Source organism: Streptomyces sp. Ru73, assembly GCF_002920575.1.
In the GTDB taxonomy this organism is placed as follows: domain Bacteria; phylum Actinomycetota; class Actinomycetes; order Streptomycetales; family Streptomycetaceae; genus Streptomyces.
Genome location: NZ_PQSQ01000018.1, coordinates 78053 through 103444 on the forward strand (window position 1 = coordinate 78053; position 25392 = coordinate 103444).

At 71.1% G+C, this 25392-nt stretch carries 24 protein-coding genes and 3 tRNA genes; 16 read left to right on the plus strand and 11 right to left on the minus strand.

All coding sequences use genetic code 11. The annotated features are described in order from the left end of the window. The 5 genes from C3486_RS11425 (at nucleotide 1) to C3486_RS11445 (ending at nucleotide 4613) form a co-directional block, all read left to right on the plus strand. Nucleotides 1-672: a DUF3566 domain-containing protein gene (locus C3486_RS11425; protein WP_103832510.1), complete on the plus strand. Its 672-nt coding sequence runs from the start codon at nucleotides 1-3 to the stop codon at nucleotides 670-672. 113 nt (nucleotides 673-785) lie between these two features. Further along, nucleotides 786-859 (plus strand) — tRNA-Ile (locus C3486_RS11430). 157 nt (nucleotides 860-1016) lie between these two features. Further along, a complete protein-coding gene (locus C3486_RS37670) occupies nucleotides 1017-1151 on the plus strand; it encodes a DLW-39 family protein (RefSeq protein WP_003958712.1) in 135 nt (44 codons plus the stop codon). Nucleotides 1152-1318: 167 nt separating this feature from the next. Next, nucleotides 1319-3181 (plus strand): VWA domain-containing protein, encoded by a 1863-nt coding sequence (locus C3486_RS11440; RefSeq protein WP_103832512.1) that lies wholly within the window; start codon nucleotides 1319-1321, stop codon nucleotides 3179-3181. 13 nt (nucleotides 3182-3194) lie between these two features. Continuing rightward, nucleotides 3195-4613: a hypothetical protein gene (locus C3486_RS11445; protein ID WP_146074985.1), complete on the plus strand. Its 1419-nt coding sequence runs from the start codon at nucleotides 3195-3197 to the stop codon at nucleotides 4611-4613. Between the two features lie 130 nt (nucleotides 4614-4743). Here C3486_RS11445 and C3486_RS11450 read toward each other — a convergent pair whose 3' ends face one another. After that, nucleotides 4744-6105 (minus strand): serine/threonine-protein kinase, encoded by a 1362-nt coding sequence (locus tag C3486_RS11450; protein ID WP_103832514.1) that lies wholly within the window; start codon nucleotides 6103-6105, stop codon nucleotides 4744-4746. A gap of 33 nt (nucleotides 6106-6138) precedes the next feature. Beyond that, nucleotides 6139-6684 carry a DNA-binding protein gene (locus C3486_RS11455; protein WP_103832515.1) on the minus strand — a complete coding sequence of 182 codons (546 nt, stop codon included), beginning with the start codon at nucleotides 6682-6684 and terminating at the stop codon, nucleotides 6139-6141. Nucleotides 6685-6801: 117 nt separating this feature from the next. On the opposite strand from C3486_RS11455, the gene C3486_RS11460 reads away from it, so the two are divergent. Then, a tRNA-Ala gene (locus C3486_RS11460) sits at nucleotides 6802-6874 on the plus strand. Nucleotides 6875-6952: 78 nt separating this feature from the next. Here the strand turns inward: C3486_RS11460 and C3486_RS11465 are convergent. Further along, nucleotides 6953-7666 (minus strand): DUF5324 family protein, encoded by a 714-nt coding sequence (locus C3486_RS11465; protein ID WP_103832516.1) that lies wholly within the window; start codon nucleotides 7664-7666, stop codon nucleotides 6953-6955. Between the two features lie 446 nt (nucleotides 7667-8112). Between C3486_RS11465 and C3486_RS11470 the strand changes: the two genes are divergently transcribed. Then, the gene (locus tag C3486_RS11470) at nucleotides 8113-8640 is read left to right on the plus strand and encodes a peptidylprolyl isomerase (protein ID WP_103832517.1); all 528 of its coding nucleotides are present in this window, start codon (nucleotides 8113-8115) and stop codon (nucleotides 8638-8640) included. 142 nt (nucleotides 8641-8782) lie between these two features. Next, the gene (locus C3486_RS11475) at nucleotides 8783-9712 is read left to right on the plus strand and encodes a rhomboid family intramembrane serine protease (protein ID WP_103832518.1); all 930 of its coding nucleotides are present in this window, start codon (nucleotides 8783-8785) and stop codon (nucleotides 9710-9712) included. Between the two features lie 389 nt (nucleotides 9713-10101). Here C3486_RS11475 and crgA read toward each other — a convergent pair whose 3' ends face one another. Then, entirely contained in the window at nucleotides 10102-10359 is a 258-nt protein-coding gene (gene crgA, locus C3486_RS11480) for a cell division protein CrgA (protein ID WP_103832519.1), read from the minus strand. Between the two features lie 137 nt (nucleotides 10360-10496). Between crgA and C3486_RS11485 the strand changes: the two genes are divergently transcribed. The 6 genes from C3486_RS11485 (at nucleotide 10497) to C3486_RS11505 (ending at nucleotide 15247) form a co-directional block, all read left to right on the plus strand. Continuing rightward, complete coding sequence (locus C3486_RS11485; protein ID WP_103832520.1) at nucleotides 10497-11267, plus strand: DUF881 domain-containing protein; 771 nt, start codon at nucleotides 10497-10499, stop codon at nucleotides 11265-11267. 78 nt (nucleotides 11268-11345) lie between these two features. Beyond that, nucleotides 11346-12065 (plus strand): class E sortase, encoded by a 720-nt coding sequence (locus tag C3486_RS11490; RefSeq protein ID WP_103832521.1) that lies wholly within the window; start codon nucleotides 11346-11348, stop codon nucleotides 12063-12065. Nucleotides 12066-12136: 71 nt separating this feature from the next. Then, complete coding sequence (locus C3486_RS37220) at nucleotides 12137-12313, plus strand: hypothetical protein (RefSeq protein WP_181138514.1); 177 nt, start codon at nucleotides 12137-12139, stop codon at nucleotides 12311-12313. Further along, the gene (locus tag C3486_RS11495) at nucleotides 12310-12948 is read left to right on the plus strand and encodes an aminodeoxychorismate/anthranilate synthase component II (RefSeq protein WP_103832522.1); all 639 of its coding nucleotides are present in this window, start codon (nucleotides 12310-12312) and stop codon (nucleotides 12946-12948) included. The genes C3486_RS37220 and C3486_RS11495 overlap by 4 nt, the downstream gene beginning before the upstream one ends. After that, a complete protein-coding gene (locus C3486_RS37960; RefSeq protein ID WP_258052710.1) occupies nucleotides 12945-14438 on the plus strand; it encodes a class E sortase in 1494 nt (497 codons plus the stop codon). The genes C3486_RS11495 and C3486_RS37960 overlap by 4 nt, the downstream gene beginning before the upstream one ends. Before the next feature lie 68 nt (nucleotides 14439-14506). Beyond that, on the plus strand, nucleotides 14507-15247 hold the full coding sequence (locus tag C3486_RS11505; RefSeq protein ID WP_103832540.1) for a class E sortase: 741 nt from the start codon (nucleotides 14507-14509) through the stop codon (nucleotides 15245-15247). Between the two features lie 80 nt (nucleotides 15248-15327). Here the strand turns inward: C3486_RS11505 and pknB are convergent, their stop codons facing one another. The 6 genes from pknB to C3486_RS11535 all read right to left on the minus strand — a co-directional run bounded on the left by pknB (nucleotide 15328) and on the right by C3486_RS11535 (nucleotide 23370). Continuing rightward, nucleotides 15328-17322: a Stk1 family PASTA domain-containing Ser/Thr kinase gene (gene pknB / locus C3486_RS11510; RefSeq protein ID WP_103832523.1), complete on the minus strand. Its 1995-nt coding sequence runs from the start codon at nucleotides 17320-17322 to the stop codon at nucleotides 15328-15330. 145 nt (nucleotides 17323-17467) lie between these two features. Then, complete coding sequence (locus C3486_RS11515; RefSeq protein ID WP_103832524.1) at nucleotides 17468-18934, minus strand: penicillin-binding protein 2; 1467 nt, start codon at nucleotides 18932-18934, stop codon at nucleotides 17468-17470. Next, the gene (locus C3486_RS11520) at nucleotides 18931-20328 is read right to left on the minus strand and encodes an FtsW/RodA/SpoVE family cell cycle protein (RefSeq protein ID WP_103832525.1); all 1398 of its coding nucleotides are present in this window, start codon (nucleotides 20326-20328) and stop codon (nucleotides 18931-18933) included. The genes C3486_RS11515 and C3486_RS11520 overlap by 4 nt, the downstream gene beginning before the upstream one ends. Nucleotides 20329-20351: 23 nt before the next feature. After that, a complete protein-coding gene (locus C3486_RS11525) occupies nucleotides 20352-21887 on the minus strand; it encodes a Stp1/IreP family PP2C-type Ser/Thr phosphatase (protein WP_181138515.1) in 1536 nt (511 codons plus the stop codon). 129 nt (nucleotides 21888-22016) lie between these two features. After that, nucleotides 22017-22547: an FHA domain-containing protein gene (locus tag C3486_RS11530; RefSeq protein ID WP_103832527.1), complete on the minus strand. Its 531-nt coding sequence runs from the start codon at nucleotides 22545-22547 to the stop codon at nucleotides 22017-22019. A 10-nt stretch (nucleotides 22548-22557) separates the two neighbouring features. Continuing rightward, a complete protein-coding gene (locus C3486_RS11535; RefSeq protein WP_103832528.1) occupies nucleotides 22558-23370 on the minus strand; it encodes a DUF3662 and FHA domain-containing protein in 813 nt (270 codons plus the stop codon). Between the two features lie 555 nt (nucleotides 23371-23925). Here C3486_RS11535 and C3486_RS11540 point away from each other — a divergent pair. Then, nucleotides 23926-24009 (plus strand) — tRNA-Leu (locus C3486_RS11540). A 289-nt stretch (nucleotides 24010-24298) separates the two neighbouring features. On the opposite strand, the gene C3486_RS11545 is transcribed toward C3486_RS11540, so the two are convergent. Then, nucleotides 24299-24949 carry an FMN-dependent NADH-azoreductase gene (locus C3486_RS11545; RefSeq protein ID WP_103832529.1) on the minus strand — a complete coding sequence of 217 codons (651 nt, stop codon included), beginning with the start codon at nucleotides 24947-24949 and terminating at the stop codon, nucleotides 24299-24301. 152 nt (nucleotides 24950-25101) lie between these two features. Between C3486_RS11545 and C3486_RS11550 the strand changes: the two genes are divergently transcribed. Next, nucleotides 25102-25392, plus strand: a 291-nt coding sequence (locus tag C3486_RS11550; RefSeq protein ID WP_103832541.1) for a helix-turn-helix domain-containing protein, incomplete at its 3' end; no start/stop codon positions are given.

A 25392-nucleotide genomic window follows, 5' to 3' on the forward strand; every position in this document is an offset into this window, starting at 1 on the left:
GTGAGTGGAGCCACGGGTGCGCAGGCGGACGGACCGGACGACGGGCGGAAGTCCGGGTCCGCGACCGTGACGGACAGCGCCCGTGGCTCCGATACTGGTGACGGGCCCCGCGAGAAGGAGGCCGCCGCCGAGGGGGGAACCGTGACCGACACCAGGCAGCCGCAGCCGGCGGCCCAGCCGCAGCCCGAGCCGCGCCCGCAGGGCGCCGAGGGCCAGCCGTACCGCCCGCCGTCCGCGTACGCCACCGGCGGCGGCAAGCAGGGCCTGCGGGTGCCCCGGCCGGGCGTCCGGACCACCCCGCGTACGCGCAAGGCGCGGCTGCGCGTGGCCCGGGCCGATCCCTGGTCGGTGATGAAGGTCAGCTTCCTGCTGTCCATCGCGCTGGGGCTGTGCACGCTCGTGGCCGTGTCGGTGCTGTGGATGGTGATGGACGCGATGGGCGTCTTCTCCACGGTCGGCGGCACGATCAGCCAGGCCACCAGCTCCGACGGTGGTTCGGGCTTCGACCTGGAGAGCTTCCTGTCGCTGCCGCGGGTGCTGCTGTTCACCGGTGTCATCGCGGCCATCGACGTGGTGCTGGCGACCGCGCTGGCCACGCTCGGCGCCTTCATCTACAACCTCTCGGCCGGCTTCGTGGGCGGTGTGGAGCTCACCCTGGCCGAGGACGAATGACCTGGTGCGGCCCGCCGCCGAGGGGCTTTCGGACCCCGCCCGGTCATCGATTTGGGTCATGGCTCTGAAGTGCGCTAATCTTTCGGTGCAGCCAGCGAGGCGGCAACAAGCCAGGGGCTATAGCTCAGACGGTTAGAGCGCTTCCCTGATAAGGAAGAGGCCACAGGTTCAAGTCCTGTTAGCCCCACCGGCAAGGATCGGCCCGGACGGAGAGTTCTCCGCCCGGGCCGATCCGTTTGTGTTTCTCCGGAGTTGGGGCCGGGCGAGGTCACCGATTGATATCGACCGGTGTGTATCATCGGCCCCCGAAGGTCCCCTACGTCAACGAAAGACGAGGTCGCGCGGTGAAGAAGCTTCTCCTGGTCGCACTGGCCGCCATCGGCGGGCTCCTCGTGTACCGCCAGATCCAGGCGGATCGCGCCGAGCAGGATCTGTGGACGGAGGCGACCGACTCCGTGCCCGCAGGTTCGGGCGTGTGAGCCCCAGTTCCGTACGTACGTGACCCCGGTCGCCGCGCTCGTCGGTGACCGGGGTTTCGTCTGTCCTGGGCCGTTGCGGGACTGTGACCTCCACGGGTTGAGTTTGCTTTAGCACATCACTAGGTTGCTATGGCAAATAGGCCGGGTCGCGGAGGGGAAACGGCACGATGGCACGACGACGCCGCAGGACGGTGGCCGCGCTGACCGGAGGGCTGCTCCTCGCCCTCCCCGGCGCACCGCAGGCCGCCGCCGCACCGCCCGCCACCAGCGGCGGAATGGTCATGGTGCTGGACTCCTCCGGCTCGATGGCCGGGCCGGACGGCGCCGGGCGCACCCGGATCGCCGCGGCCCGCACGGCGGTCGGCACCCTCGCGGACGCGCTGCCCGACGGATTCCCCACCGGCCTGCGCGTCTACGGCGCCGGCAAGGACAGCGGCTGCGACGACACCCGTCTCGTGCGGCCGGTACGCCCGCTGGACCGGGCCGGTCTGAAGAAGGCCGTGGCCGGCGTCGAACCCAAGGGCGACACCCCGATCGGCCTGTCGCTGCGGAAGGCCGCCGCCGACCTCCCGCGGGACGGCGGCCGCCGCACCATCGTGCTCCTCTCCGACGGCGAGGACACCTGCCGGACGCCGCCGCCGTGCGAGGTCGCCGAACAGCTCGGCAGGTCAGGCACCGACCTGCGGATCGACACCATCGGCTTCCAGGTCCGCGGCAGGGCCAGGCAGCAGCTGGAATGCGTCGCGAAGGCGGGCAACGGCCGCTACTACGACGCCCCGGACGCCAGGGCGCTGGCCCGTCAGATGCAGCGCGCGGGCCGGATCTCCGCCGAGGGTTACCACTTGAGGGGGAAGCAGGTGCGGGGCACGCCCGCCCGCTCCGGCGCACCCGCCCTCGCGCCGGGCCAGTACCGGGACACCATCGGCCCCGGCGAGAAGCGCTTCTACGCGGTCCGCCTGGACGGCCGCGCCACCGCCGACTTCTCCGCCACCGCCGTCCCGCACCCCGGCGCCGCCGTCGACACCACCACCGTGCTGCGCACCCAGCTCGCGTACGGCACCGACAGCGTCTGCGAGTCCAGCACCGAGGTGTTCGGCCAGAACGAGGGCGCCACGCCGCTGACTTCGGGCGTCAGCCGCGTCCCGGCGGAGGACGGCAACGGCACCTGCGACAAGGCCGGCCGCTACTGGTTCGTGGTCGAACGGGAGGCCGCCGACGGCTCCGATGCCGCCCGCTGGCCCCTGGAGCTGACGTACCGCAGCGAGCGGCCGCTCGCGAAGGGCGTGACGCCCGCCCGCCCCGCGCCCGCGTACGGCGCGGGCGGCAAGGACGCCCGGCTGCCCGCCGGCGCCCCGAAGGACGTCACCGGAGGCACCGGCTTCAACGACGCCATGGCGATCGGCGAGGGCGTCTGGCGCGACAAGGTCCTGCCCTCGCAGACACTCTGGTACAAGGTCCCGGTCGGCTGGGGCCAGCAGCTGCGCTACGACGTGGAGTTCGCCGACGAGCCCACCGTGACGGGGTACGGCGCGCGGACCTCCTACGGCGCCACCCAGGTCTACACCCCGGCGCGGCAGCCCGTCGGCGGCGGGACGGGTGAGTTCACCCCGCAGACGCCCTACAACGGGCGGCCCGCCTCGCTGCACATGGGGACCGTGCCGGTCAGCTGGGCCAACCGCTACGAGACCAACCCCAACGTCGTGCCCGTGCACCGGAACGGCGACTTCTACCTCGCCGTCACCCTCGGTGCCAAGGCTGCGGAGATCGCGGACAATCCGCGGATCGGCGTGGTCCTGCGGGTGGCCGTGCTGGGCCGCGCCAGGAGCGGCCCGCAGGCGCACGCGGCCGTACCGAACGATTCCGCGTCCCCGGCGGACAGCGGCCGGGCCGCCGGTGGAGGATGGACCGCGCGCCCCGTGATCGCGTCCGCCGGCCTCGGTGTGGGAGCCCTCCTCCTGGCCGGCCTCGCGGTGGCGTACGTCAGGGGCCGTGCCAGGCAGCGCGGTACCGGTTCGGGATCGGGACGATGAGGGGGAGTACGTGGTGACGCGGCGCACGATCAGGAGGGGGCTGGCCGGCCCGCTGGCCTTCGGCGTACTGGCGCTGTTCCCGGGGGCGGCCGGGGCCGCCACGCCGCCCACGTACGCGCCCGCTCCGGATGCCGAGGAGGTCAAGGGCACGTCCAGCACGTTCGACGCCCCGAAGATCGCCCCCGGGCTCTACACCGACTCGCTCGAACGCGGCGAGGAGAAGCGCTACCAGCTCACCCTGGACGGCAGGACCACCGCGTACGTCTCGGCGGTGGCCGCGCCCCCGCCCGGCACGGAGGTCGAGGACTACACCGACGGGCTGACCGTGTCCGTCCAGGACAGCAGCGGCACGACCTGCGGCAGCGACGGTGACGTGCGGTACCGGGGCGGCAGGACGGCGTACCCGCTCGCCGCCTACGCCGCCCGCCGGATCGGCAACGACCTGTCGGAGTGCCAGCACGCCGGCCCGTACTACGTGGTGGTGAAGCGCTCCGGGCAGGCCACGGCGGCGTCCGACCGCTGGCCGGTCGAGCTGCGCTACATGACCGAGCCCGCCCTCAAGGGCCCCGCGCCCGGAGAGCCGGGAGAGGGCAGCTGGAGCAGCGCCACGCCCGCGGCCCCCACGGGCGGCGCGAAGAAGTCCGTCCGGGGCGGCACCGGCTTCAACGACGCTGCCTCCGTGGGCAAGGGGCAGTGGACGGACCGCATCCTGCCCGGCGAGACCCGCTTCTACCGGGTGCCGGTGGACTGGGGGCAGCAGCTGAACGTGAGCGCCGAACTCCCCAGCAGCCGGCGGAAGGAGGGCGTGGGCGTCTCCACCTTCGTGGCGAACGCCTTCGGCCTGACCGCGTACAACCCGGCGCGCGGCCTGGTCAGCGCCGGGGACTTCGTGTCGTACGAGGGCAAGCAGACGGAGGCGCGGCTCTTCACCGCGCCGGTGAACTACGGCAACCGCCTCAGCGACGACGAGGCCGTCAGTCCGATGCGCTTCGCCGGCTGGTACTACCTGGAGGTCTCGCTCAACCCGGACGCCGCGAAGTTCTTCAAGAAGGGCGCCGACCTCACGCTGCGGGTGGACCTCAAGGGCGCGGCGAAGCCCGGCCCCCAGTACGCGCAGCCGGCCGCTGACTTCTCCGTCACGCCCGAGGACCGGGAGCTGGCCGCGACGGGCCGCACGGCCACCGAGGCGGAGCACGCGGGGCACCTGCGGACGGTCGGGTTCACCGGCATCGGCGTCGGCGCGCTGCTGCTCGCCGGGCTCGGCGGCTGGACGGTGGCCGCGCGGCGCAGGGCCGCGGCGGGCGCCACGGCGGTCACCGGGCCGGCCGCCGGCGCTCCGGCCGGTCGGGGCGGCCGGGCAGCCGGTCAACAGCCGTACGACGGCCGGAGCGGCTCTCAGAACGCCGGACAGGAGTTCGGGCGGCCCCGGTAGCCCCGGCGGGCTCCGGAGGCCCTGGCGGGCCTTCTGCGGCCTTCCAGGGCCCGGCTGCGGTCTTCCGGGCGAGCCGGGGTGCCTGGCGGGCCGTGTTCTCCCAGACCCGGCACGGGCCGTGCACAGGGCGTCAGCCGGCGGTCAGCGCCCAGACCCCCACGGCGATGCACAGCAGCGCGACGACCAGCACCGGCACCGCGACCTTGGCGGGCGGCCCGGGGCGCACCGGCCCGGCGGCAGGCGTGTCCGGTTCCGCGGGCGCCGGCGCCTGAGCGGGCACCCGCGGCCCGTCCACCGTGTACGGGCGGGTCAGGGGCAGGTCCCCGCCCACCGCCGCGGTCGGCTCGTACGGCCTCTGGTGCGGCGCGGGCGGCGGCGTACCGGGTGACGGCTGCGCGTCCCCCGTAGCGGCGGGGAAGCCGTACCCCGAGGGCGACGCGCCCGGCGCACCACCGGGGAAGCCGGGGCCGGACGGGGCCGGGCCGGGCGCCGGCGCCGCGTGCGGCACCGGGGCGGACGGCGTCGGAGGGCCCTGCGGGACGGGCGGCGCCGGCGGGAAGCCGCCCGTGCCCGGCGCCGGGGGGCCGGTGAGGTCGCCGCCGCGCGGGCCGCCGGTCGGTCCGTCGGGCCCGTATCCGGCCGGCAGCGGCCCGATGTGGTCGAAGACCTCGACGATCTCGTCCTCGACCGTCTCCTCGGGCAGCAGCTCCACGGCCGACAGCAGCGCCTTGCGTGCCCCGTTGGCCGTCTTGAACCGGCTCTCCGGGTCCGGCTGCAGCAGCGCGGCCAGCACCTGCCACAGCGGCTCGGGCACGTCCTCGGGCGCACCGGGCACCCCGTACTGCACGAAGCGGTCGACCAGCGCCTGCGCGTCCGGCTTGCTGCCGGTCAGCAGGAACAGGGCCAGCAGGCCGACCGCGAACAGGTCGGCGGGGAAGTCCGGCTCCGCGCCGAGCAGTTGCTCCGGCGCGAAGTAACCGGGCGTCCCGACCACGTAATTGGTGTCGGTCAGCCGCGGCTCGCCCTTGCGCATCGCGATGCCGAAGTCGGACACCCGCACGTGCGGACGGCCGGTGCCGGTGGCCTCCAGCAGGATGTTCGCGGGCTTGATGTCCCGGTGGACTACGCCCTCGGCGTGCACGGCGTCCAGCCCCGAGAGCACCTGGTCCAGCAGCAGGCACGCGTAGCGCGGCGGCAGCGGGCCGTAGTCGCCGACCAGGTGGGCCAGCGAACCGCCGTTGACCAGGTCCATGGTGAACAGGACCTTGTCGTCGTCGGCGGCCCAGCTGGCCGGCGCGAGCACGTGCGGATGGTCGATGCGCAGCGCCTGTTCGCGCACGAAGCGCAGCAGCGTGTGCGCGTCGCTCTGCTGCAGCACCTTGGCCGCGACGTACCGCCGGCGCCGCTGGTCCCAGGCGCGCCACACGGCGCCCACCCCGCCCCGCCCGATCGGGTCGATGAGCTCGTACCTGCCGGCGAAGACCTCACCCATGGCGCCGCGTCCGCTCCCTCACCGCATGTGTGGCTAGTTCTGGTGCGCTTCGTAATGGGCCACCGCGTCCGCGGTCCGGCCCGCTCCGTAGACCCGCAGGAACTCTGCCAGTTCGGGATGGCTGACGGCGAGGGAGTCGGCCGCCTCGATGATGTCGCCGGCCGCGGCCACCGACCGCAGCAGCGACTGGATCTCGCGCACGACACGCCGGACGGTGGTGGCGCCCGTCGTGGAGGTCTGAGTGGTGTTGTTCAGCACCGAGCCGCCCGCCGTCTTCTTGATCTCGTCCATCCGGTCGGTGGCCTCGGCGGCGCTGACGCTGCCGTCGGCGACCTGGCTCGCCAGCTCCTGCAGGGCCTGGACGCGCTGCACCACGGCAGGGTTGCCGATCTTCGCGCGCTGGCCGCTCATCAGCTGCGACAGCATGGGGGCCGAGAGTCCGAGCACGGCGGCGAGACGGGCCTGATTGAGGCCGAGATCGTCGATGAGACGGCGGAAGAGCGCCCCGAGGGGCTCCCCGTACCAACTGCGCTGCAGCTCCCGAGCGCGCGCGGTGGCTTCCTGCTGTGCTGCGTCCATTGCGTCTCCCCTTCGCTTCGCTGCCGCGAATCTCGCGAAGCATCCTACGGAGAGCGACCGTCCGGAGCGATACCCGGTCGGGAAAGCGGTCGGGTACCGGGTACTCTGGTGCCCGACGGGGCCTTAGCTCAGTTGGTAGAGCGCTGTCTTTGCATGGCAGATGTCAGGGGTTCGACTCCCCTAGGCTCCACAGAAGAAGCCCTCCGAACTGCGGAAACGCGTTCGGAGGGCTTTCTGCTGCGGCGACGGTGCCGCGATCCTGCGCCGCTTACGGGCGGCCGTGGCGCTCGTCCGCCTCGGATTCCGCCTGCTTCGCCTGGACCTCGGGGTCCAGGACCGCGCCGGGGCTGCCGTCCACGGCACTCAGCGAGGTGCGCTCGCCGACCTCGGTCGCGGCGGGCGGCTCGACCAGCCAGTCGGGGTTGGCCTGCTTGTCCCACCACTTCCACGCGGCGTAGGCGCCGCCGGCGAGCAGGCCGAGCAGGGTGAGCCGCTTGACGGCCTTGCCGGTCCGCGCCCGGCGGCGGTGCTTCTTGGCGAGCTTCTCGATCTCGGCCGCCGTGACCTGCCCGCGCAGCGCCGCCAGCGCGGCGGCACCACGCAGCACGGCTTCCTCGCGCGCCGGCTCGGCCGCCGCGCGGGCGCTGCGCACGGCCTTCTCCACACGCGGCGCGGTGTAGTCGGTGGCCTGCCGGGCCGCCTTGCGGGTGCGGGCGGCGGCCTTGGTCGCGGCGGCGTCCACCTTCGGGGGCAGCGCGCCGCGCGCGTGCTCCAGGCGGGGCTGCAGCCGCACGTCGTACTGGTGCCGGGCCTGCTGGGCGGCCTCGGTCACCTTGGGGGCCAGTTTGGTACGCGCCTCGTGCGTGAGGTGCACGGCGGTGTCCTTGGCCGTACCGGCATACGGAGCCACCACCTCCGCGGCGTGCCGCACGCTCTCCTTGGCCGTGCCGGTCGCGGCGCGCACGCTGTCCTTGCGGGTCACGGGATCCTCCTCATCGGTGGCGTGTCCGGGCTCGGGGGCGCTTGCCCACGTCTGCTGTCTGTCGCCTCTCCGCCCGCTTGCAGATCATGCCTGCGCAGCGGACGTACGGCATGCGCTGGCGGGCATCCGGGTCAATGCGGACTTGGGCGCCTTGGGATGACAATGCCACGGTTCGGCGCGGCGCGCGCCGCTTAGACGGCTTCCGGCCGCGCCATCGCGATTCGGCGGTTTCTCGCCCCCTGTCTGGTTTTGCTTCTCGTCCGGCCGGTTCCGCCGGATGACCGGCGTCCGACCGGAATGTACGGGTCCCCGCTGACGGGCGCGGGAAACGTCGGGAAGGGGGGAAATCAGTGCGAAGACCGGTCGTCAGGTGGCGCGCGGGGGACGGGCGCGGCCGTTCGTGCGAGGATCGGGAACCGTCAGTGAAGACTTATGGAAGGTAGATCGTGGCTGAGCAGCTCTACGCCACCCTGAAGACCAACCAGGGCGACATCGAACTTCGGCTCCTGCCGAACCACGCCCCGAAGACGGTCAAGAACTTCGTCGAGCTCGCCAAGGGCGAGCGCGAGTGGATCAACCCGGCGACCGGCCAGAAGTCGACGGACAAGCTGTACGACGGCACCATCTTCCACCGGGTGATCAGCGGCTTCATGCTCCAGGGCGGCGACCCGCTGGGCAACGGCACCGGCGGTCCGGGCTACGAGTTCGCCGACGAGTTCCACCCCGACCTGGTGTTCGACCGTCCGTACCTGCTGGCCATGGCCAACGCCGGCCCGGGCACCAACGGCTCGCAGTTCTTCATCACGGTGGCGCCGACCGCGTGGCTGACCGGCAAGCACACCATCTTCGGCGAGGTCTCCAACGAGGAGAGCAAGAAGGTCGTGGACGCCATCGCCACCACCCAGACGAACCCGCGCACCGACCGTCCGGTGAACGACATCGTCATCGAGCAGGTCGTCGTCGAGACCCGCTGAGCCCGCGCAGCGCCGGCCCCGCCGGTCACCCCTGCCCGCGGCGGACCGCGGGCGGCGTGGAACCATGACGCCCCGCCCGGTCGTAGACCAGGCGGGGCGCGCAGCGTGCGGGAGCCGCGGGCCAGGAGAACGAGGGGTAGCGATGGAGCAGGCGCCAGGCAGTCCGCAGGAACCGCGGGAGGCCCGCGGCGGAAACGGTTCGCCGGACGGCGGGGCCGTCGCGCCCGGCTGTTACCGCCACCCCGACCGGTCCACCGGCATCACCTGCACCCGCTGCGAACGCCCGATCTGCCCGGAGTGCATGGTCAGCGCCTCGGTCGGCTTCCACTGCCCGGAGTGCGTACGCGGCGGCAGCGGCACCGGCCACGCGCCCGGCGCGAACCGGCCGCGCACGGTCGCCGGCGGCACGCTGACCGCCGACCCGCGGCTGCTCACCAAGATCCTCATTGGCGTCAACGTCGCGGTCTTCGTCGCCGCGATGGTGGTCGGCGACCGGTTCGTGAACGCCCTCGACCTGGTCGGCTGGGCCTTCGACCCCGGTGCGCTGCACGTGGTCGGCGTCGCGCACGGCGAGTGGTACCGCCTGGTCACCGCCATGTTCCTGCATCAGCAGGTCATGCACATCGGCTTCAACATGCTGTCGCTGTGGTGGCTGGGGCCGCCGCTGGAGGCGGCGCTCGGCCGGGTCCGCTTCCTGGCGCTGTACTTCCTCGCCGGGCTGGGCGGCAGCGCCCTGTCGTACCTGCTCGCCGCGCAGAACCAGCCCTCGCTGGGCGCCTCCGGCGCGATCTTCGGCCTGCTGGGCGCCACGGCGGTGCTGCTGCGCCGGCTGAACTACGACATGAAGCCGGTGCTGATCCTGCTCGGCCTCAACCTCGCCTTCACGTTCCTGTGGCCGAACATCGCCTGGCAGGCCCATGTGGGCGGCCTGGTGATGGGCGCGGGGGTGACGTACGCGATGGTGCACGCGCCCCGCGGCCGCCGGACGCTCGTCCAGGCCGGTGCCTGCGTGGTGGCGCTGCTGGTGATCGTCGCGGTGGTGTGGTTCCGCACGTCCCAGCTCACCGGCTGACGCCCGCCCGGTCCGCCCCCGGATCTTCGAGTCGCACGCACACCAGGGGGCACCAGTATCCCCACAGGCCGCGCCGGAGCGGGCCGGGGAGTGACCGACCGTTCACTTGTCCACAGCTTGTGTCGGCCCCTGTGCGCACGGTGCAGGATCCCGGCAAGGGGGGCCGCTGCAGGGACGTTTTCGCAGTACAGACAAGGGAAGCCGGCCCACCGGAGGTCCTCGCCCCCGGTGTGACCGGTGTCAACCCCACAGGGGTTATCCACAGATCTTCTGAAGTTTTCCCCGGCTGTGGATAACCGTGTGGATGGTCTTGGGCACAGCTTGCGTTCAGCGGGGGACATCAGGCCGGAAAATCCGTCCGGATCACCGGCCCGGGAGCGCCGCCCCGGCTACTTCCACTGCGTGGAGACGCCGAAGCCCACCGCGATGAAGCCGAAGCCGGCCACGATGTTCCAGTTCCCCATCGCCTTGACCGGCAGATCGCCCTCGGTCACGTAGAAGCACACGATCCAGGCCAGCCCGATCATGAACATCGCCAGCATCAGCGGCGCCACCCAGCCCCGACCGGAGTTCAGCTTGATCGAACTGCTCTGCTTCGCCGGCGGCGGCGTGAAGTCGTCCTTCTTGCGGATCCGTGACTTCGGCACGAGGAACTCTCCTGTCGATGCGCTGCGTGACCGCGCGGTGTACAAGGCTGGCGCCGGGCGGACGTCGGGGATCCAGTGCTCCCCCCGGGCGTCCGTTAGCGTAGTGCTTCCGCGGCGTCGTAAGGAGTAAGGGTACGTTGAGCACATCCGCTGACTCCCGCGGCCGCCTCTCGCGTTTGCGGCTGCGCCCCGTACGCCTGTTGACGCTGGCCGTCTTCGCGCTCGCCGGGCTGCTCTTCTGGATCAGCTTCGACACCGCACGCGGCACCAACCTGCGCTCCGACGACTCGATGCTGCGGCTCTCGGACCTCATCCAGGACCACAGCCAGAAGAACAAGATCCAGGACGAGCGCAACGCCACCCTGCGCTCCGACGTCGACCGCCTCGCCGACGAGGACAACGGCAGTACCGAGGCCGACAAGGCCCGGGTGCAGGCGCTGGAGAAGAACGCCGGCACCAAGAAGGTGTCGGGCCAGGGCCTGTCCGTCACCCTCACCGACGCCCCGCCCAACGCCACCGCCAAGATCCCCGGCGTTCCCGAGCCGCAGCCCAACGACCTGGTCATCCACCAGCAGGACCTGCAGGCCGTGGTCAACGCCCTGTGGCAGGGCGGCGCCAAGGGCATCAAGGTCATGGACCAGCGGCTGATCTCCACCAGCGCGGTCCGCTGCGTCGGCAACACCCTGATCCTCCAGGGCCGCGTCTACTCCCCGCCCTACACCGTCACCGCCGTGGGCGACCGGGCGAAGCTGACCAACGCGCTCAACGCCTCCCCCGCCATCCAGAACTACCTCCAGTACGTCGACGCCTACGGACTCGGCTGGAAAGTCGAACCGCACGGGGCGATGACTCTGCCCGGCTACTCCGGCACAGTGGATCTCCACTACGCACAGCCCGTGCAGCCGTAGCGCGCCGGAGCGCCGGTGCGCCGAGGGAGGGGCGCGCAGCTCCTTCAGGGGCGGTGGCCGGGTGACGGGAGGGGCGGCATGACCGTGCGGTGGATCGTGAGGACCTTCAGCGAGCTGTGCCTCACCGTCGGCAGCCTGATCGTCCTCTTCGTCGTCTACGTGCTCTTCTGGACGGGCGTACGGGCCGACAGCGCCATGGACGGCGAGCTCGGCAAGCTCCAGGAACGCTGGTCGACGGGCCCGGTCGCGACCGCCTCGCCCGCTCCCGGCGGCCGGGCGGGGCACGGGCGCACACAGGACGAGGGCCCGCCGCCGCGGCCTGCCTACCGGAACGGCCGCGCCTTCGCCGTCATGTACATCCCGCGCTTCGGCCGCGACTGGGCCAAGCCCGTCCTGGAGGGCACCGCCACCGGCACCCTGCAGCGCGGCCTCGGCCACTACGCCGGCACCGCCCGGCTCGGCGCCACCGGCAACTTCGCCGTCGCCGGCCACCGCCGCACCTACGGCGATCCGTTCAAGGACTTCCCGCGGCTGCGGCCCGGTGACGCGGTCGTCCTCAGCGACGGCACGACGTGGTTCACGTACCGCATCGACAGGCGCCCCTACCGGACCGTCCCCGGCGACATCGGGGTCATCGACCCCGTACCGCACAAATCCGGCTACGACGGGCCCGGCCGTTACCTCACCCTTACGACCTGCGAGCCAGAGTGGGGGCACAGTCACCGGCTGATCGCCTGGGCGCACCTGGACGCGACCCGGCCCGTGGCCGAGGGCCGTCCGTCCGCATTGCGCAGCTGAGCCACACCGCCGGGACTCGCCCCTTACTCTGGTGGGGCAAATGACCATTGGCATCGGCAAGTAGGGACAGCATGTACGGCTGGATCTGGCGGCATCTGCCGGGCAACGCATGGGTGAAGGCACTGATCTCGCTCGTGCTCGTGCTGGCGATCGTCTTCCTGCTCTTCCAGTACGTCTTTCCATGGGCGGAGCCGCTGCTCCCCTTCGGGGATGTCACGGTGGACCAGGGAATGGGGGCCGTCCGATGAGCGCGAAGATCCTCGTCGTCGACAACTACGACAGCTTCGTCTTCAACCTCGTGCAGTACCTCTACCAGCTCGGTGCCGAGTGCGAGGTGCGGCGGAACGACGAGGTGGAGCCGGGGCACGCCCAGGACGGCTTCGACGGCGTCCTGCTGTCGCCCGGCCCGGGCGCGCCCGAGCAGGCCGGTGTCTGCATCGACATGGTGCGGCACTGCGCGGACACCGGCGTGCCGGTCTTCGGCGTCTGCCTGGGCATGCAGTCCATGGCGGTGGCGTACGGCGGCGTCGTCGGCCGCGCCCCGGAGCTGCTGCACGGCAAGACGTCCCTGGTGACGCACGAGCACAAGGGCGTCTTCCAGGGCCTGCCCTCGCCGTTCACGGCCACCCGGTACCACTCGCTGTCGGTGGAGCGGGACACCCTGCCCGCCGAGCTGGAGGTCACCGCCTGGACGGAGACCGGCCTGGTGATGGGCGTACGGCACCGCGAACTGCCCGTCGAGGGCGTGCAGTTCCACCCCGAGTCGGTGCTGACCGAGTGGGGCCACGGAATGCTCGCCAACTGGCTGGTCGAGTGCGGTGACGAGGGAGCTGTGGAGCGTTCGACGGGGCTCGCCCCGGTGGTCGGCAAGGCCGGCGCGTGACCGCGCTCCGCCCCGAGCGCGAAGGCACGTCGTCGTACGGTCCGCACGATCCGTACGACGACACTGCCGCGTTCGAGGCGGCAGTCGGCCGGCTCGGCGATCCCCTCAACGATCCGCTGCCCGGCCGGCACGGGGGGCAGGGCCCGGAGGAGAGACCGGCGGGGCCGGCCGAGTACGGCGAGGCGGCCCGCCCCTACGAACCGCCCGCCGGGTACGAGCCGACGGCCGTCTTCGAGCGGCTCACCGACCACGACGGCCCGGCGGCCCACAGCCAGGGCCCGGCGTACGGCCGGACGGGGGCGACGGGGACCTACGGCGGGGCCGGGGCGTACGACACGGCCAGCACGTACGACCCCACGGAGACGTACGGCTCGTACCCCGCCGCCGACGCGTACGGTGCGACCACGGAAACAGCGGCGTACGGCGCCACGGAAACGGCGGGCTACCGCGCCTCGGAACCTGCCGCGTACGGTGACGCCGCCCTGGCCGCTGCCGAGACCGTGATCGCGCCGGTCGTCCCGGCCGCGCCCGTCGCGCCTGTGCCCGCCCCGGCCCCGCCCGCCGACGACGAGACCATGACGCTGCGGCAGGCGGACCGCAAGGCCGTGAAACCGCGCGAGGACGCTGTTTCACGTGAAACAGCGACTCCGGTGACCGGCGGCCGTGCCGAGCGCCGCAGAGCCGCGCAGGCAGCCGCCAAACGGGGCGGACGACGCGGCCGCCGCGCCGCTCCCGCCGCGCCGGCCGCCCAGGAGCCCGCGCCGACCTCGCGGGTCGCCGCACGGCGGGCGGCACGCGCCCGCAAGGAGAGCGCCGGCGTCATCGCCAGCCGGATCACGGGCGAGGCGTTCATCACGCTCGGCGTGCTGATGCTGCTGTTCGTCGCGTACCAGCTGTGGTGGACCAATGTCCTGGCGCTCAACGAGGCGGGCGGCGCCGCCAACAACCTCCAGCAGGAGTGGGACAAGGGCGGCGAGGACGACAAGCGCGCGGCGGGCGTGTTCTCGCCCGGCCAGGGCTTCGCGATCATGTACATCCCGAAGCTGGACGTGAAGGTCCCGATCGCCGAGGGCATCAGCAAGCACGAGGTCCTGGACCGCGGCATGGTCGGCCACTACGGCGAGGGCAAGCTGAAGACGGCGATGCCCTGGGACAAGCGCGGCAACTTCGCGGTCGCGGGCCACCGCAACACCCACGGGGAGCCGTTCCGCTACATCAACCGGCTGGTGCAGGGCGACAAGATCGTCGTCGAGACCCGCAGCCGCTTCTACACGTACGAGATGGAGAGCATCCTCCCGCAGACCTCGCCCTCCAACGTCGGGGTGCTCGGCCCCGTCCCGCCCGGCTCCGGATTCACCAAGCCCGGCCGGTACATCACGCTGACCACGTGCACCCCGGAGTTCACCAGTACCTACCGGATGATCGTGTGGGGCAAGATGGTCGAGGAGCGGCCGCGGAGCAAGGGCAAGCCGGATGCGCTCGTCAGCTGAGCACCATCAGGGGGTACCACGCGGTGACTGCCACCGGACCGGACGCGGACGTCGAGGGCGTCGAGAACATTGATGACGCCGGGGCACCGGTGACGTCCGCCACGACGGCGCCGCCGCGTGCGCCGCGAAGGGTGCGGCGCGGGATAGCCGCCGTCGTGAGCTTCATCGGCGAGCTGCTGATCACGGCCGGTGTGGTGATGGGCCTCTTCGTCGCCTACTCGCTGTGGTGGACCAACGTCCTCGCCGACCGCGAGGCGCACCACCAGGGCGACCGGGTGCGCCAGCACTGGGCCGAGTCCAAGGGCCCGGAGCAGAAGGAGCTGGACACCAAGGACGGCATCGGCTTCCTGCACGTCCCGGCCATGAAGAACGGTGAGGTGCTGGTCAAGAAGGGCACCGACAGCAAGGTCCTCAACGACGGGGTGGCCGGCTACTACACCGAGCCGGTCAAGTCGGCACTGCCGCAGGACAAGACGGGCAACTTCACGCTCGCCGCGCACCGGGACGGGCACGGCGCCAAGTTCCACAACATCGACAAGCTCAAGGACGGCGACCCGATCGTCTACGAGTCGCAGAACCGCTGGTACGTGTACAAGGTCTTCGCGATCCTGCCGCAGACCACGAAGTACGACGTGGGCGTGCTGAACAAGGTCCCCAAGAAGTCCGGCAGGACGAAGCCGGGCCGCTACATCACCCTCACGACCTGCACGCCGGTCTACACCTCGAACTACCGCTACATCGTCTGGGGCGAGCTGGTCCGCACCGAGAAGGTCGACGCCGACCGCACCCCGCCGAAGGAACTGCGCTAGCCGCCACCGCCGTACGCGAGAGGGCCCGGGGCAGTCGCCCCGGGCCCTCTCTCCGTGTGCCGGCCGCTGCCGGTCCCGGATCAGTGCTTGTTGCGGCCCCAGTCGCCGACCCCGCCGAACCAGCCGCCGCCGTCGTCGTTCCCGCCACCGCCGTTGCCGTTGTTGCCGGGCATCGTGGTGATGTTCACGGACGTGCCCTTGGCGACCTCGGAGCCCGCGATCGGGTCGGAGACCACGACGGTGGAGTCGTCGTCCTGCGGACCGGTGATGTTGCCGACCGCGAGGCCCATGTCGGTGAGGGTCTTCTTGGCGTCCTTGAGCTTCTGGTTGGCCAGGTCGGGGACCTGGACCTTCTCGGCCGCCTTGGCGACGGTCAGGGTGATCGTGGAGCCGTTCTCGGCCTGGCTGCCGCCGACCGGGTCCTGCGACAGCACGGTGTCGGCCGGCTTGTCGGACTCCTCATCGGTGCGGGCCACCTTGAAGCCCAGGTCGGTCAGCTGCTTCTGCGCCTGGTCGAAGGGCTTGTTGGTGACGTCGGGCACCGAGGTCTTCGGCTTCTCGGCCGCGACGGTCAGGACGATCGTCTTGTCCTTGGCCGCCTCGGTCTGGCTGTCGGGGTTCTGCCGGATGACCTTGCCCGGGGTCTGGTCGGACTGTTCCGTCGTCTGCTGGATGTCCGTGAAGCCCTTGTTCTCCAGGATCGACTTGGCCTTGTCGAAGGTGTAGCCGAGCACGTCCGGGACCGTGATCTTGGCGGCGCCGGTGCACATCGTCACCGTGACCGTGTCGTCCTTCTGGATGTCCGTGCCGGCCGCCGGGTTCTGCTTGGTGACCTGCCCCTTCTTGACGTTGTCGCAGGTCTTGCTGCCGCCCTTCTCGACCTTGAAGCCGCCGTTCCGGCCGGCTTCGCGTGCCTGGTCGAGGGTCTTGCCGACCAGGCTGGGCGCCGCGAAGCTGCCGTCGGTCTTGCCGCCGCCGAACATGGCCTTGCCGATGAAGATCGCACCGATCAGCACCAGGATCGCCGCCAGGATCAGCAGGATCGTGGAGGTGCGGTTCTTCTTCTGGCCGCCGCGGCGCCGGTCGGGGCGCTCGTCGTAGCCGTAACCGCCGTCGTCGGGGTTGACCGGCGGCAGCATCGAGGTGGCGCCCGCCGGGTCCTGCGGCCGCAGCATCGCGGTGGGCTGGTCCTGGTCGTAGCCGACGGCACCGAGCGCCGCGGTGGCCGCGACCGGCTGCCCGTCCAGCGCCGCCTCGATGTCGGCACGCATCTCGTCCGCCGACTGGTAGCGGTAGTCCGGGTCCTTGACCAGGGCCTTCAGCACGATCGCGTCCATCTCGGGCGTGATCTCGGGGTCGAAGGCGCTCGGCGGCTGCGGCTCCTCCCGTACGTGCTGGTAGGCGACCGCGACCGGCGAGTCGCCGACGAACGGCGGCCGCACCGTCAGCAGCTCGTACAGCAGACAGCCGGTGGAGTACAGGTCGGAGCGGGCGTCGACGGTCTCGCCCTTGGCCTGCTCCGGGGAGAGGTACTGCGCCGTGCCGATCACCGCTGCGGTCTGCGTCATCGTCATGCCGGCGTCACCCATCGCACGGGCGATGCCGAAGTCCATGACCTTCACCTGGCCGGTGCGGGTCAGCATGACGTTCGCGGGCTTGATGTCGCGGTGGACGATGCCGGCCCGGTGCGAGTACTCCAGCGCCTGGAGCACGCCGATGGTCATCTCCAGCGAGCGCTCGGGCAGCAGCTTGCGGCCGGAATGCAGCAGCTCGCGCAGGGTGGAACCGTCGACGTACTCCATCACGATGTACGGGATGGACACACCGTCGACGTAGTCCTCGCCGGTGTCGTAGACGGCGACGATGGACGGATGGTTCAGCGAGGCGGCCGACTGGGCCTCGCGGCGGAACCGGGCCTGGAAAGACGGGTCGCGGGCGAGGTCCACCCGCAGCGTCTTCACGGCGACGGTGCGCCCCAGGCGGGTGTCATGGGCGAGGTAGACCTCGGCCATGCCGCCGCGGCCGAGCACCGAGCCCAGCTCGTACCGGCCGCCGAGGCGACGCGGCTCTTCCATAGCTACTCCAGCCCTCTCCGTCGATCCCGACCGCACCTGTGTGTGGTCCGGCGGTGTGCTGTTCGCGCATACCGTACCCGGCACGCCTGACGTGGCCCGCCCGCGGCCGTCACCTGATATGTGACCGGTACGGTCGTGACCGAGGTCACTTGTTGCCGTCGATTACCGCCTCCATGACCGCCTTGGCGACGGGAGCGGCGAGCTTGCCGCCCGCGATGTCACCGCGCAGGGTGTCGGACCCCTCGATGACCACGGCGACGGCGACCGGGGTGCCCTTGTCGGTCTTGGCGTAGGAGATGAACCAGGCGTACGGGTTGTCCTTGTTGTCCTCGCCGTGCTGCGCCGTACCGGTCTTGCCGCCGACCGTGACGCCCGGGATCTGCGCGGTGGTGCCGGTACCGTTCTTGACGACCGTCTCCATCATGTCCTGCAGCTTCTGCGCGTTCTCCGGCTTCAGCGGCTCGCTGAGCTTCTCCGGCTGCGTCTGCTGGATGACGTTGAGGTTCGGGGCGACCAGCTTGTCGACCATGTACGGCTTCATCAGCGTGCCGCCGTTGGCGACCGCCGCGGCGACCATGGCCATCTGCAGCGGCGTGGCGCGGTTGGACGCCTGCCCGATGCCGGCCATGGCGTTCTGCGGCCGGTTGTCCTTGGGGTAGACGCTGGCGTCCGCGCGGACCGGGGTGAAGTGCTCCTTGTTGAAGCCGAACTGGTTGGCTTCCTCGATCATCTTCTTGTTGCCCAGGTCGGCGCTGATCTTGCCGAAGACGCTGTTGCAGGAAACCCGCAGCGCCTCACGCAGGCTGGCGTCCTTGCAGGGGATGTTGCCCTCGTTGTTCAGCGGCTGGTGCGCGGTGTCCGGCAGGTAGTAGGGCAGCGGCGAGTTCGTCTTCGCGTCGATGTCCGTGTACAGGCCGTTCTCCAGCGCCGCCGCCGCGGTGACGACCTTAAAGGTCGAGCCCGGCGGGTAGGTCTGGCGCAGCGCCCGGTTCAGCATCGGATCGTCGGGGTTGTTCGCCTTCAGCAGCCCGTTGTACGCCTTGGCGTCGTCGTCGCTCATGCCGGCGAAGCTGGACGGGTCGTAGGACGGCGCGGAGGACAGCGCGAGGATCGCGCCGGTCTCGGGGTTGATGGCCGCGACGGCGCCCTTCTTGCCCTTCAGACCCTCGTACGCGGCCTTCTGCGCCTTGGCGTTGAGCGTGGTGACGACGTCGCCGCCCTGCTGCTTCTCGCCGGTGAACATGTCCACCGTGCGGCTGAAGAAGAGCTTGTCGTCGGTGCCGGTGAGGACCGGGTCGTACAGCTTCTCCAGCTGGTTGGCGTCGAACGCCTGCGAGGCGTACCCGGTGACCGGCGCCCACATGGGGCCGTCCTTGTACGTCCGCTTGTACTTGAAGTCGCCGCTGTCGGTGGTGGTCGAGCCGGTCACGGCCTTGTCGCCGACGATGATGTTGCCGCGCGGGATGCTGTACCGCTCGATGGCCACCCGGCGGTTGTGCTTGTCGTTCTTGAGTTCGTCGGCCTGGACGAACTGCACCCAGTTGACGCGCACGAGCAGGGCGAGGACGAGCAGGCCGCAGAAGATCGCGACCCGGCGCAGGGGCTTGTTCACGGTCGGACCACCTGGGTCATCTCGGCATCGGTGGAGGGGGCGGGGGCCGGGGCCGGCCGGCGCGCGGTGTCGCTGATGCGGAGCAGGATCGCGACCAGCGCCCAGTTCGCGATGACGGACGAACCGCCCTGGGCCAGGAACGGCATCGTCATACCGGTCAGCGGGATCAGGCCGGTGACACCGCCGGCGACGACGAAGACCTGCAGCGCGAAAGCGCCGGACAGGCCGACGGCCAGCAGCTTGCCGAACGGGTCACGGGCGGCCAGCGCCGTCCGGATGCCGCGCTCGATCAGCAGGCCGTACAGCAGCAGGATCGCCATCAGACCGGCCAGGCCGATCTCCTCGCCGACGGTGGCCAGGATGTAGTCGCTCTTCGGCGCGATACCGCCGATGAGCCGCGAGTAGCCCTGCCCGAGGCCGGACCCGAGGATGCCGCCGGAGCCGAAGGAGTACATGGCCTGCGCGGTCTCGGTGACGCCGCCGTTCAGCAGCTCCAGGGGGTTGAGCCAGTTGTGCACACGCGTCTTCACGTGGGACTCGAAGGAGGCCACGGCGACCGCGCCGGCGGCGCTGAGCAGCAGACCGAAGACGATCCAGCTGGTCCGCTCCGTCGCCACGTACAGCATGATCACGAAGAGGCCGAAGAACAGCAGCGACGTACCCAGGTCGGTCTCGAAGACCAGGATCATCAGGCTCAGCGCCCAGATCACCAGGATCGGCCCGAGGTCACGGCCGCGCGGCAGGTACAGCCCCATGAAGCGGCGGCTGGCCAGGGCCAGCGCGTCCCGCTTCACCATCAGGTAACCGGCGAAGAAGATCGCGATGATGATCTTCGCGAACTCACCCGGCTGCAGCGAACCCACACCCGGGATCGTGATCCAGATGCGGGCACCGAAGCGGGCCGGGAAGAACACCGGAAGGATCAGCAGGACCAGCGCCACCACCATCGAGATGTAGGTGTAGCGCTGCAGGACACGGTGGTCCTTCAGGAAGATCAGTACGCCCAGGAACAGGGCCACGCCCAGCGTCGACCACATCAGCTGCCCCGGCGCCATCGCCCCGCCCAGCTGCGGCGTGGTGATCTGCGGCTCCTGGTCCAGGCGCCAGATGAACACCAGACCCAGGCCGTTCAGCAGCGTCGCGATGGGCAGCATCAGCGGGTCCGCGTACGGCGCCCACTTGCGCACGACCAGGTGCGCGACGCCGGCCAGCAGGCCGAGGCCCAGCGCGTAGCCGAGCACGCCGGCCGGGACCGTGTCCTCCTTGGCCAGCCCGACGTTGATGTAGGCGAACACCGGGATGATCACGGCGAAGACGAGCAGCGCCAGTTCGGTGTTCCGGCGGCTCGGGGCTCCGATCGTCCCGATGGTCGTGGTGTTGCTGGTACTGCTCATGAGATCAACTGCCCCCTACGCCCTCACTGCTGGGTGCTGCAATTCTTTTCCAGCCGCTGCTGCTCCGCGGAGGGGGAGTTGCTGGTGGACGGCGTGGGAGTGGGGCTCGCGTCGCGCGTCGCGCTGCTCGGCGTGGCCGTGGAGCCCGGCTTGGTGGTCGTGCCCGGCTTCGTACCGGCGGTCCCGCCGGCCTGGCCCTCGCTCTTCTTGCGGGCCGCCTCGCGCTCCGCGGCCTCCCGCTGCTGCAGGGACTTGCACGCGCCGGCCTGCTTGCCGAGCTCACCGACCTTGGCCAGTGCCTGCGTCCGGCTGTCGACCGCGATCGTCTCCTCGACCTGCTTCCGCTGGTAGGCGGGCAGGTACTTGAGTTCGATCTCGGGGTGGTCCTGGTCGATCTTGTTCATGGAGAACCACGCCAGGTCCTGGCTGATGCCCTGGTACAGGGCCACGTGCCCGTCCTTGGCACCCACGAAGTACTGCGACTGCGTCCAGCGGTACCCCGCGTACAGACCGCCGCCGACCACGGCCAGGCACAGCGCGATGATCAGCGTCGGCTTGATCCACCGGCCGCGCCGCCGCGGCTGCGCGTAGTCCTCGTCGACGAAGGCGCCGTACGCGCCCTGCGGCGGAACCGCCTCGGCACCCCCGCCGCTCCCGGGCGGGCCGAACCCGCCGGCCGCCTGCTGGGGCACGTCACCGCGCCCGCCGCGCCCCAGCTCGGCCGCGCGGCCCGCCGGGGTCTGCATGGCACCGTCACCGAACTGGTGCTGGTTCTCCGCGACCGCGCCCACGATCACCGGGGTGTCGTTCAGCTGCCCGGCGAGCGTGTCCGTGTCGTCGACGTTCAGCACGTCGGCCACGATGCAGGTGATGTTGTCCGGGCCGCCGCCGCGCAGCGCGAGCTGGATCAGCTCCTGCACCGTCTCGTGCGGGCCCTGGTAGCTGGCGAGGGTGTCCTCCAGCGTCTGGTGGCTCACCACCCCCGACAGACCGTCCGAGCAGATCAGGTACCGGTCCCCGGCGCGCACCTCTCTGATGGAGAGGTCCGGCTCCACGTGGTCACCGCTGCCGAGCGCCCGCATCAGCAGCGAGCGCTGCGGATGCGTGGTGGCCTCCTCCTCGGTGATCCGGCCCTCGTCGACCAGCCGCTGCACCCACGTGTGGTCCTGGGTGATCTGGGTCAGCACGCCGTCGCGCAGCAGGTAAGCGCGCGAGTCGCCGACGTGCACGAGGCCGAGCCGCTGACCGGTCCACAGCAGGGCGGTCAGGGTCGTGCCCATCCCCTCCAGCTGCGGGTCCTCCTCGACCATGACGCGCAGCTGCTCGTTGGCGCGCTGCACGGCCGAGCCGAGCGAGGTGAGGATGTCGGAACCGGGCACGTCGTCGTCGAGCTGGACGAGGGTGGAGATCACCTCCGAGGAGGCCACCTCACCGGCGGCCTGGCCGCCCATGCCGTCGGCGATGGCGAGCAGCCGCGGGCCGGCGTAACCGGAGTCCTCGTTGCCCTCCCGGATCATGCCCTTGTGGGAACCCGCGGCGAAGCGCAGTGACAGACTCATGCGCACCTCGCCCGTCGGCTCGGGGTACAGCCGGTCTCGCGCCACACTGCCCACCCTCCGGTCGGGAGCGCGCACGGGCCGGCCGAGTGGACCGCCGCGGCTCGCTCGCTCCGCTCGCTCATTGTCGTACTACTTCCGCAGCTCGATGACGGTCTTGCCGATGCGGATCGGCGCTCCCAGCGGAATCGGCGTCGGAGTCGTCAGCCGGGTCCGGTCGAGATACGTGCCGTTGGTGGACCCGAGGTCCTCGACGATCCACTGCCCGTCACGGTCCGGGTAGATCCTGGCATGCCGGCTGGAGGCGTAGTCGTCGTCCAGCACGATCGTGGAGTCGTGCGCCCGGCCCAGGGTGATGGTCTGGCCCTGCAGGGCGACCGTCGTGCCCGTGAGGGTTCCCTCGGAGACCACCAGCTTGGTGGGGGCGCCGCGGCGCTGGCGGTTGTTGCCGCCGCGGCCGCTCTCCTGACGGCGCTGCGGCTGCGGCGGTGCCGCCTGCCGCTGCGCGCCCCGCGGCTCCTGGCCCCCGCGGCGGGCGGCGCCGCGCTGCGTGACGCGCGTGCCGAACAGATCGCTGCGGATGACCTGTACGGCCACGATGACGAACAGCCACAGTACGGCGAGGAAACCCAACCGCATGACCGTGAGGGTCAGCTCTGACATTGCCCCCGCTTCACCCTTCGGCTTGCCGGTAAACGATGGTGGTGCTGCCCACGACGATCCGCGAGCCGTCGCGGAGCGTAGCGCGGGTGGTGTGCTGCCCGTCCACCACGATGCCGTTCGTCGACCCCAGATCCTGGATCGAGGACGGCGATCCGGTACGGATCTCGCAGTGGCGGCGCGAGACCCCCGGATCGTCGATGCGTACATCGGCGTCGGTGCTGCGGCCGAGGACCAGCGTCGGACGCGAGATCTGGTGGCGCGTGCCGTTGATCTCGATCCAGCGCCGGGTCTGGGCCTGCGGCTGGGGTCCTGCGCCGGTGCGCGCGGCCTGCGGCGCGCCGGGCGGCGGGGACGAGGGCATGGGGGGCGGGCCCACGTGTCCGCCGCCGGGCCGGCCGGCCCGGGCCGCGCCTGCCCCCTGCGGGGCGGCGCCTCCCTGCTGTGACGTACTGGCGGCGAGGGTACGGCTGCGCACGCGGTACAGGCCGGTGTCGAGGTCCTCCGCCTTCTCCAGGTGGACCTTGATCGCGCCCATGAACGTGTAGCGCTGCTGCTTCGCGTAGTCCCGCACCATGCTGGACAGCTCGTCGCCGAGCTGGCCGCTGTAGGGGCTGAGGCGCTCGTAGTCCGGGGCGCTCAGCTCCACGATGAAGTCGTTGGGGACGACCGTCCGGTCGCGGTTCCAGATCGTGGCGTTGTTGTCGCACTCACGCTGGAGCGCACCCGCGATCTCGACGGGCTGTACCTCGGACTTGAACACCTTGGCGAAGGTGCCGTTGACGAGGCCCTCGAGACGCTGCTCGAAGCGTTTCAGTACTCCCACGGGGCACCTCCTTCCTCAGTCTTCTTCAGGGTCGTCCCTGTACTGCTTACTGATCGTATCCACGCGTCGGGAAAACAGCTGGTTCCCCTTTCCCGCCTAGAGGACGAGTGTCGCCTCTCACAAGGTTGCCCACGCTCGCCGTCCGATGCTGACTGCGATCGTAGATGCGGCCGCACGACAGTGTCCCGCAACTGCCGGTCTCCCCGGGCGGGCGGGGCCGTTGAGGGCGTACGGGGTGCACGGATGGACCTTTGTGGCGGGCGCCGTACTGACGCGACGGGGAGGATTGGATGCCCGCGGCGGGGCCGGGCGGGTGACAGGCGCACGGCTTCCGGTACGAGCCGGGGCACGCGGCGTTCGAGCGCGGGGCGGGGAGCCGTCCCGGCCGGCGGCCGGGAGGGGGTCGGCGGACGGCCGTGAGGTGGCCGGCGGGGAACGGGTGTGAGAGCACCCCCTGCAGCGTGCTAATGTTTTCCATGTCGAAAGGCGCTCCCGCCGAAGACCCGGACCGAACGGCCCGGATCACCGGTGAGAGAATCGAACGACAACACCCATGCGCGGGTGGCGGAATAGGCAGACGCGCTGGATTCAGGTTCCAGTGCCCGAAAGGGCGTGGGGGTTCAACTCCCCCCTCGCGCACAGAGGACCCCCGGTCCCGGAGAGATCCGGACCGGGGGTTTTTCGTTGTCCGGAGGTATCGGGGGCGTCGGACGCATCGGACCGGCTGCGGGTCCGGGCCTGTGGACATGGTCTGCGGGCATGGGGCTGTGGGCCGACGGGGCGCGGCGATGCGGGCCGGCGGTCCGGGTTCTTGGGCCGGGCCTCTTGGGTCCGGCTTTTGCGGCGGTCCGGGACGCGCGGAGTGCCGGAAACCGCACGAGGGATGTGAGGCGTACCTCACATCCCTCGCTCCATCGGTCCGCTCCGCTCAGGCGGCGACGCGCTTCGCGAGCTCCTTGGCCTTGGTGACGGCCTCCTCCTGGGCCTTCTCGCGGGAGGCCTCGAAGAGCGGGATCAGCTCGGCCATCGCCGGGTTCACCGGTGCCATCGTCAGCTCGGGCACGATGAAGTCCACCTCGAAGCCGAACCCGCCGGCGAGCACGGACTCCAGGTAGTTCTGCACGTACTCGAAGCCCTCGCGCGGGGTGCCCGGCGCGTAGCTGCCGCCGCGGCTCGCCACGACGACGACCGGGGTGCCCTTGGCGGACGGGTTCTCACCGCTCGTACGGCCCATGATGATCGCCTGGTCGAGCCACGCCTTCAGGGTCGACGGAATCGTGAAGTTGTACATCGGGGCGGCGATGACGATCGCGTCCGCCTGCTCGATCTCCTCGGCGAGCTTCGTCCGCAGCGCGAACGCCGCCTGCTGCTCCGGGGTGTGCGTGGCCGGGTCGCTGAAGCCGGCCGAGGCGGCGACGCCGTCGAGGTGCGGCAGCGGGTCGACGGCCAGGTCGCGGTGGATCACCGTGCCGCCGGGGTGCTGCTCCTCCCAGGTCTTGCGGAAGGCGGAGGTCACCGCGCGGGAGGCGGAGACGCCCTCGGGGGAGACGGACGTGTCGATCAGCAGCAGCGTGGCCATGGTGGGCTCCTGGTGGCTATGGCCGGTAGGGGCCGGGGCCGGTGGGCCGGCGTCCCCTTCCTCGGCAGTAAGTGGAAAACCGTATGTACCTATGAATAGCACAGTAGCTTACTTTTCTGCAGTCCCCAACGGGAAAGCAGTACCCTGGTCCCATGGCGGATCGCGGCGGAGAGGCATGCAAGCAGGTCGACAGCGGTATGACCCGCGTCTTCGGGCTGCTCGGAAAGCGCTGGACGGGCCTGATCGTGGCCACCCTGATGTCCGGCCCGGTGCACTTTGCCGACCTGCGCCGGGCCATCCCCGGCATCAGTGAGCGCATGCTCTCCGACCGGCTCGTGGAGCTCGGCTCGGCGGGCCTGGTGGTCCGCGAGGTCGACGCGGGCCCGCCGCTCCGCGTCGCCTACCGGCTCTCCGCGGCTGGTCTCGCCCTGGAGCCGGCGCTC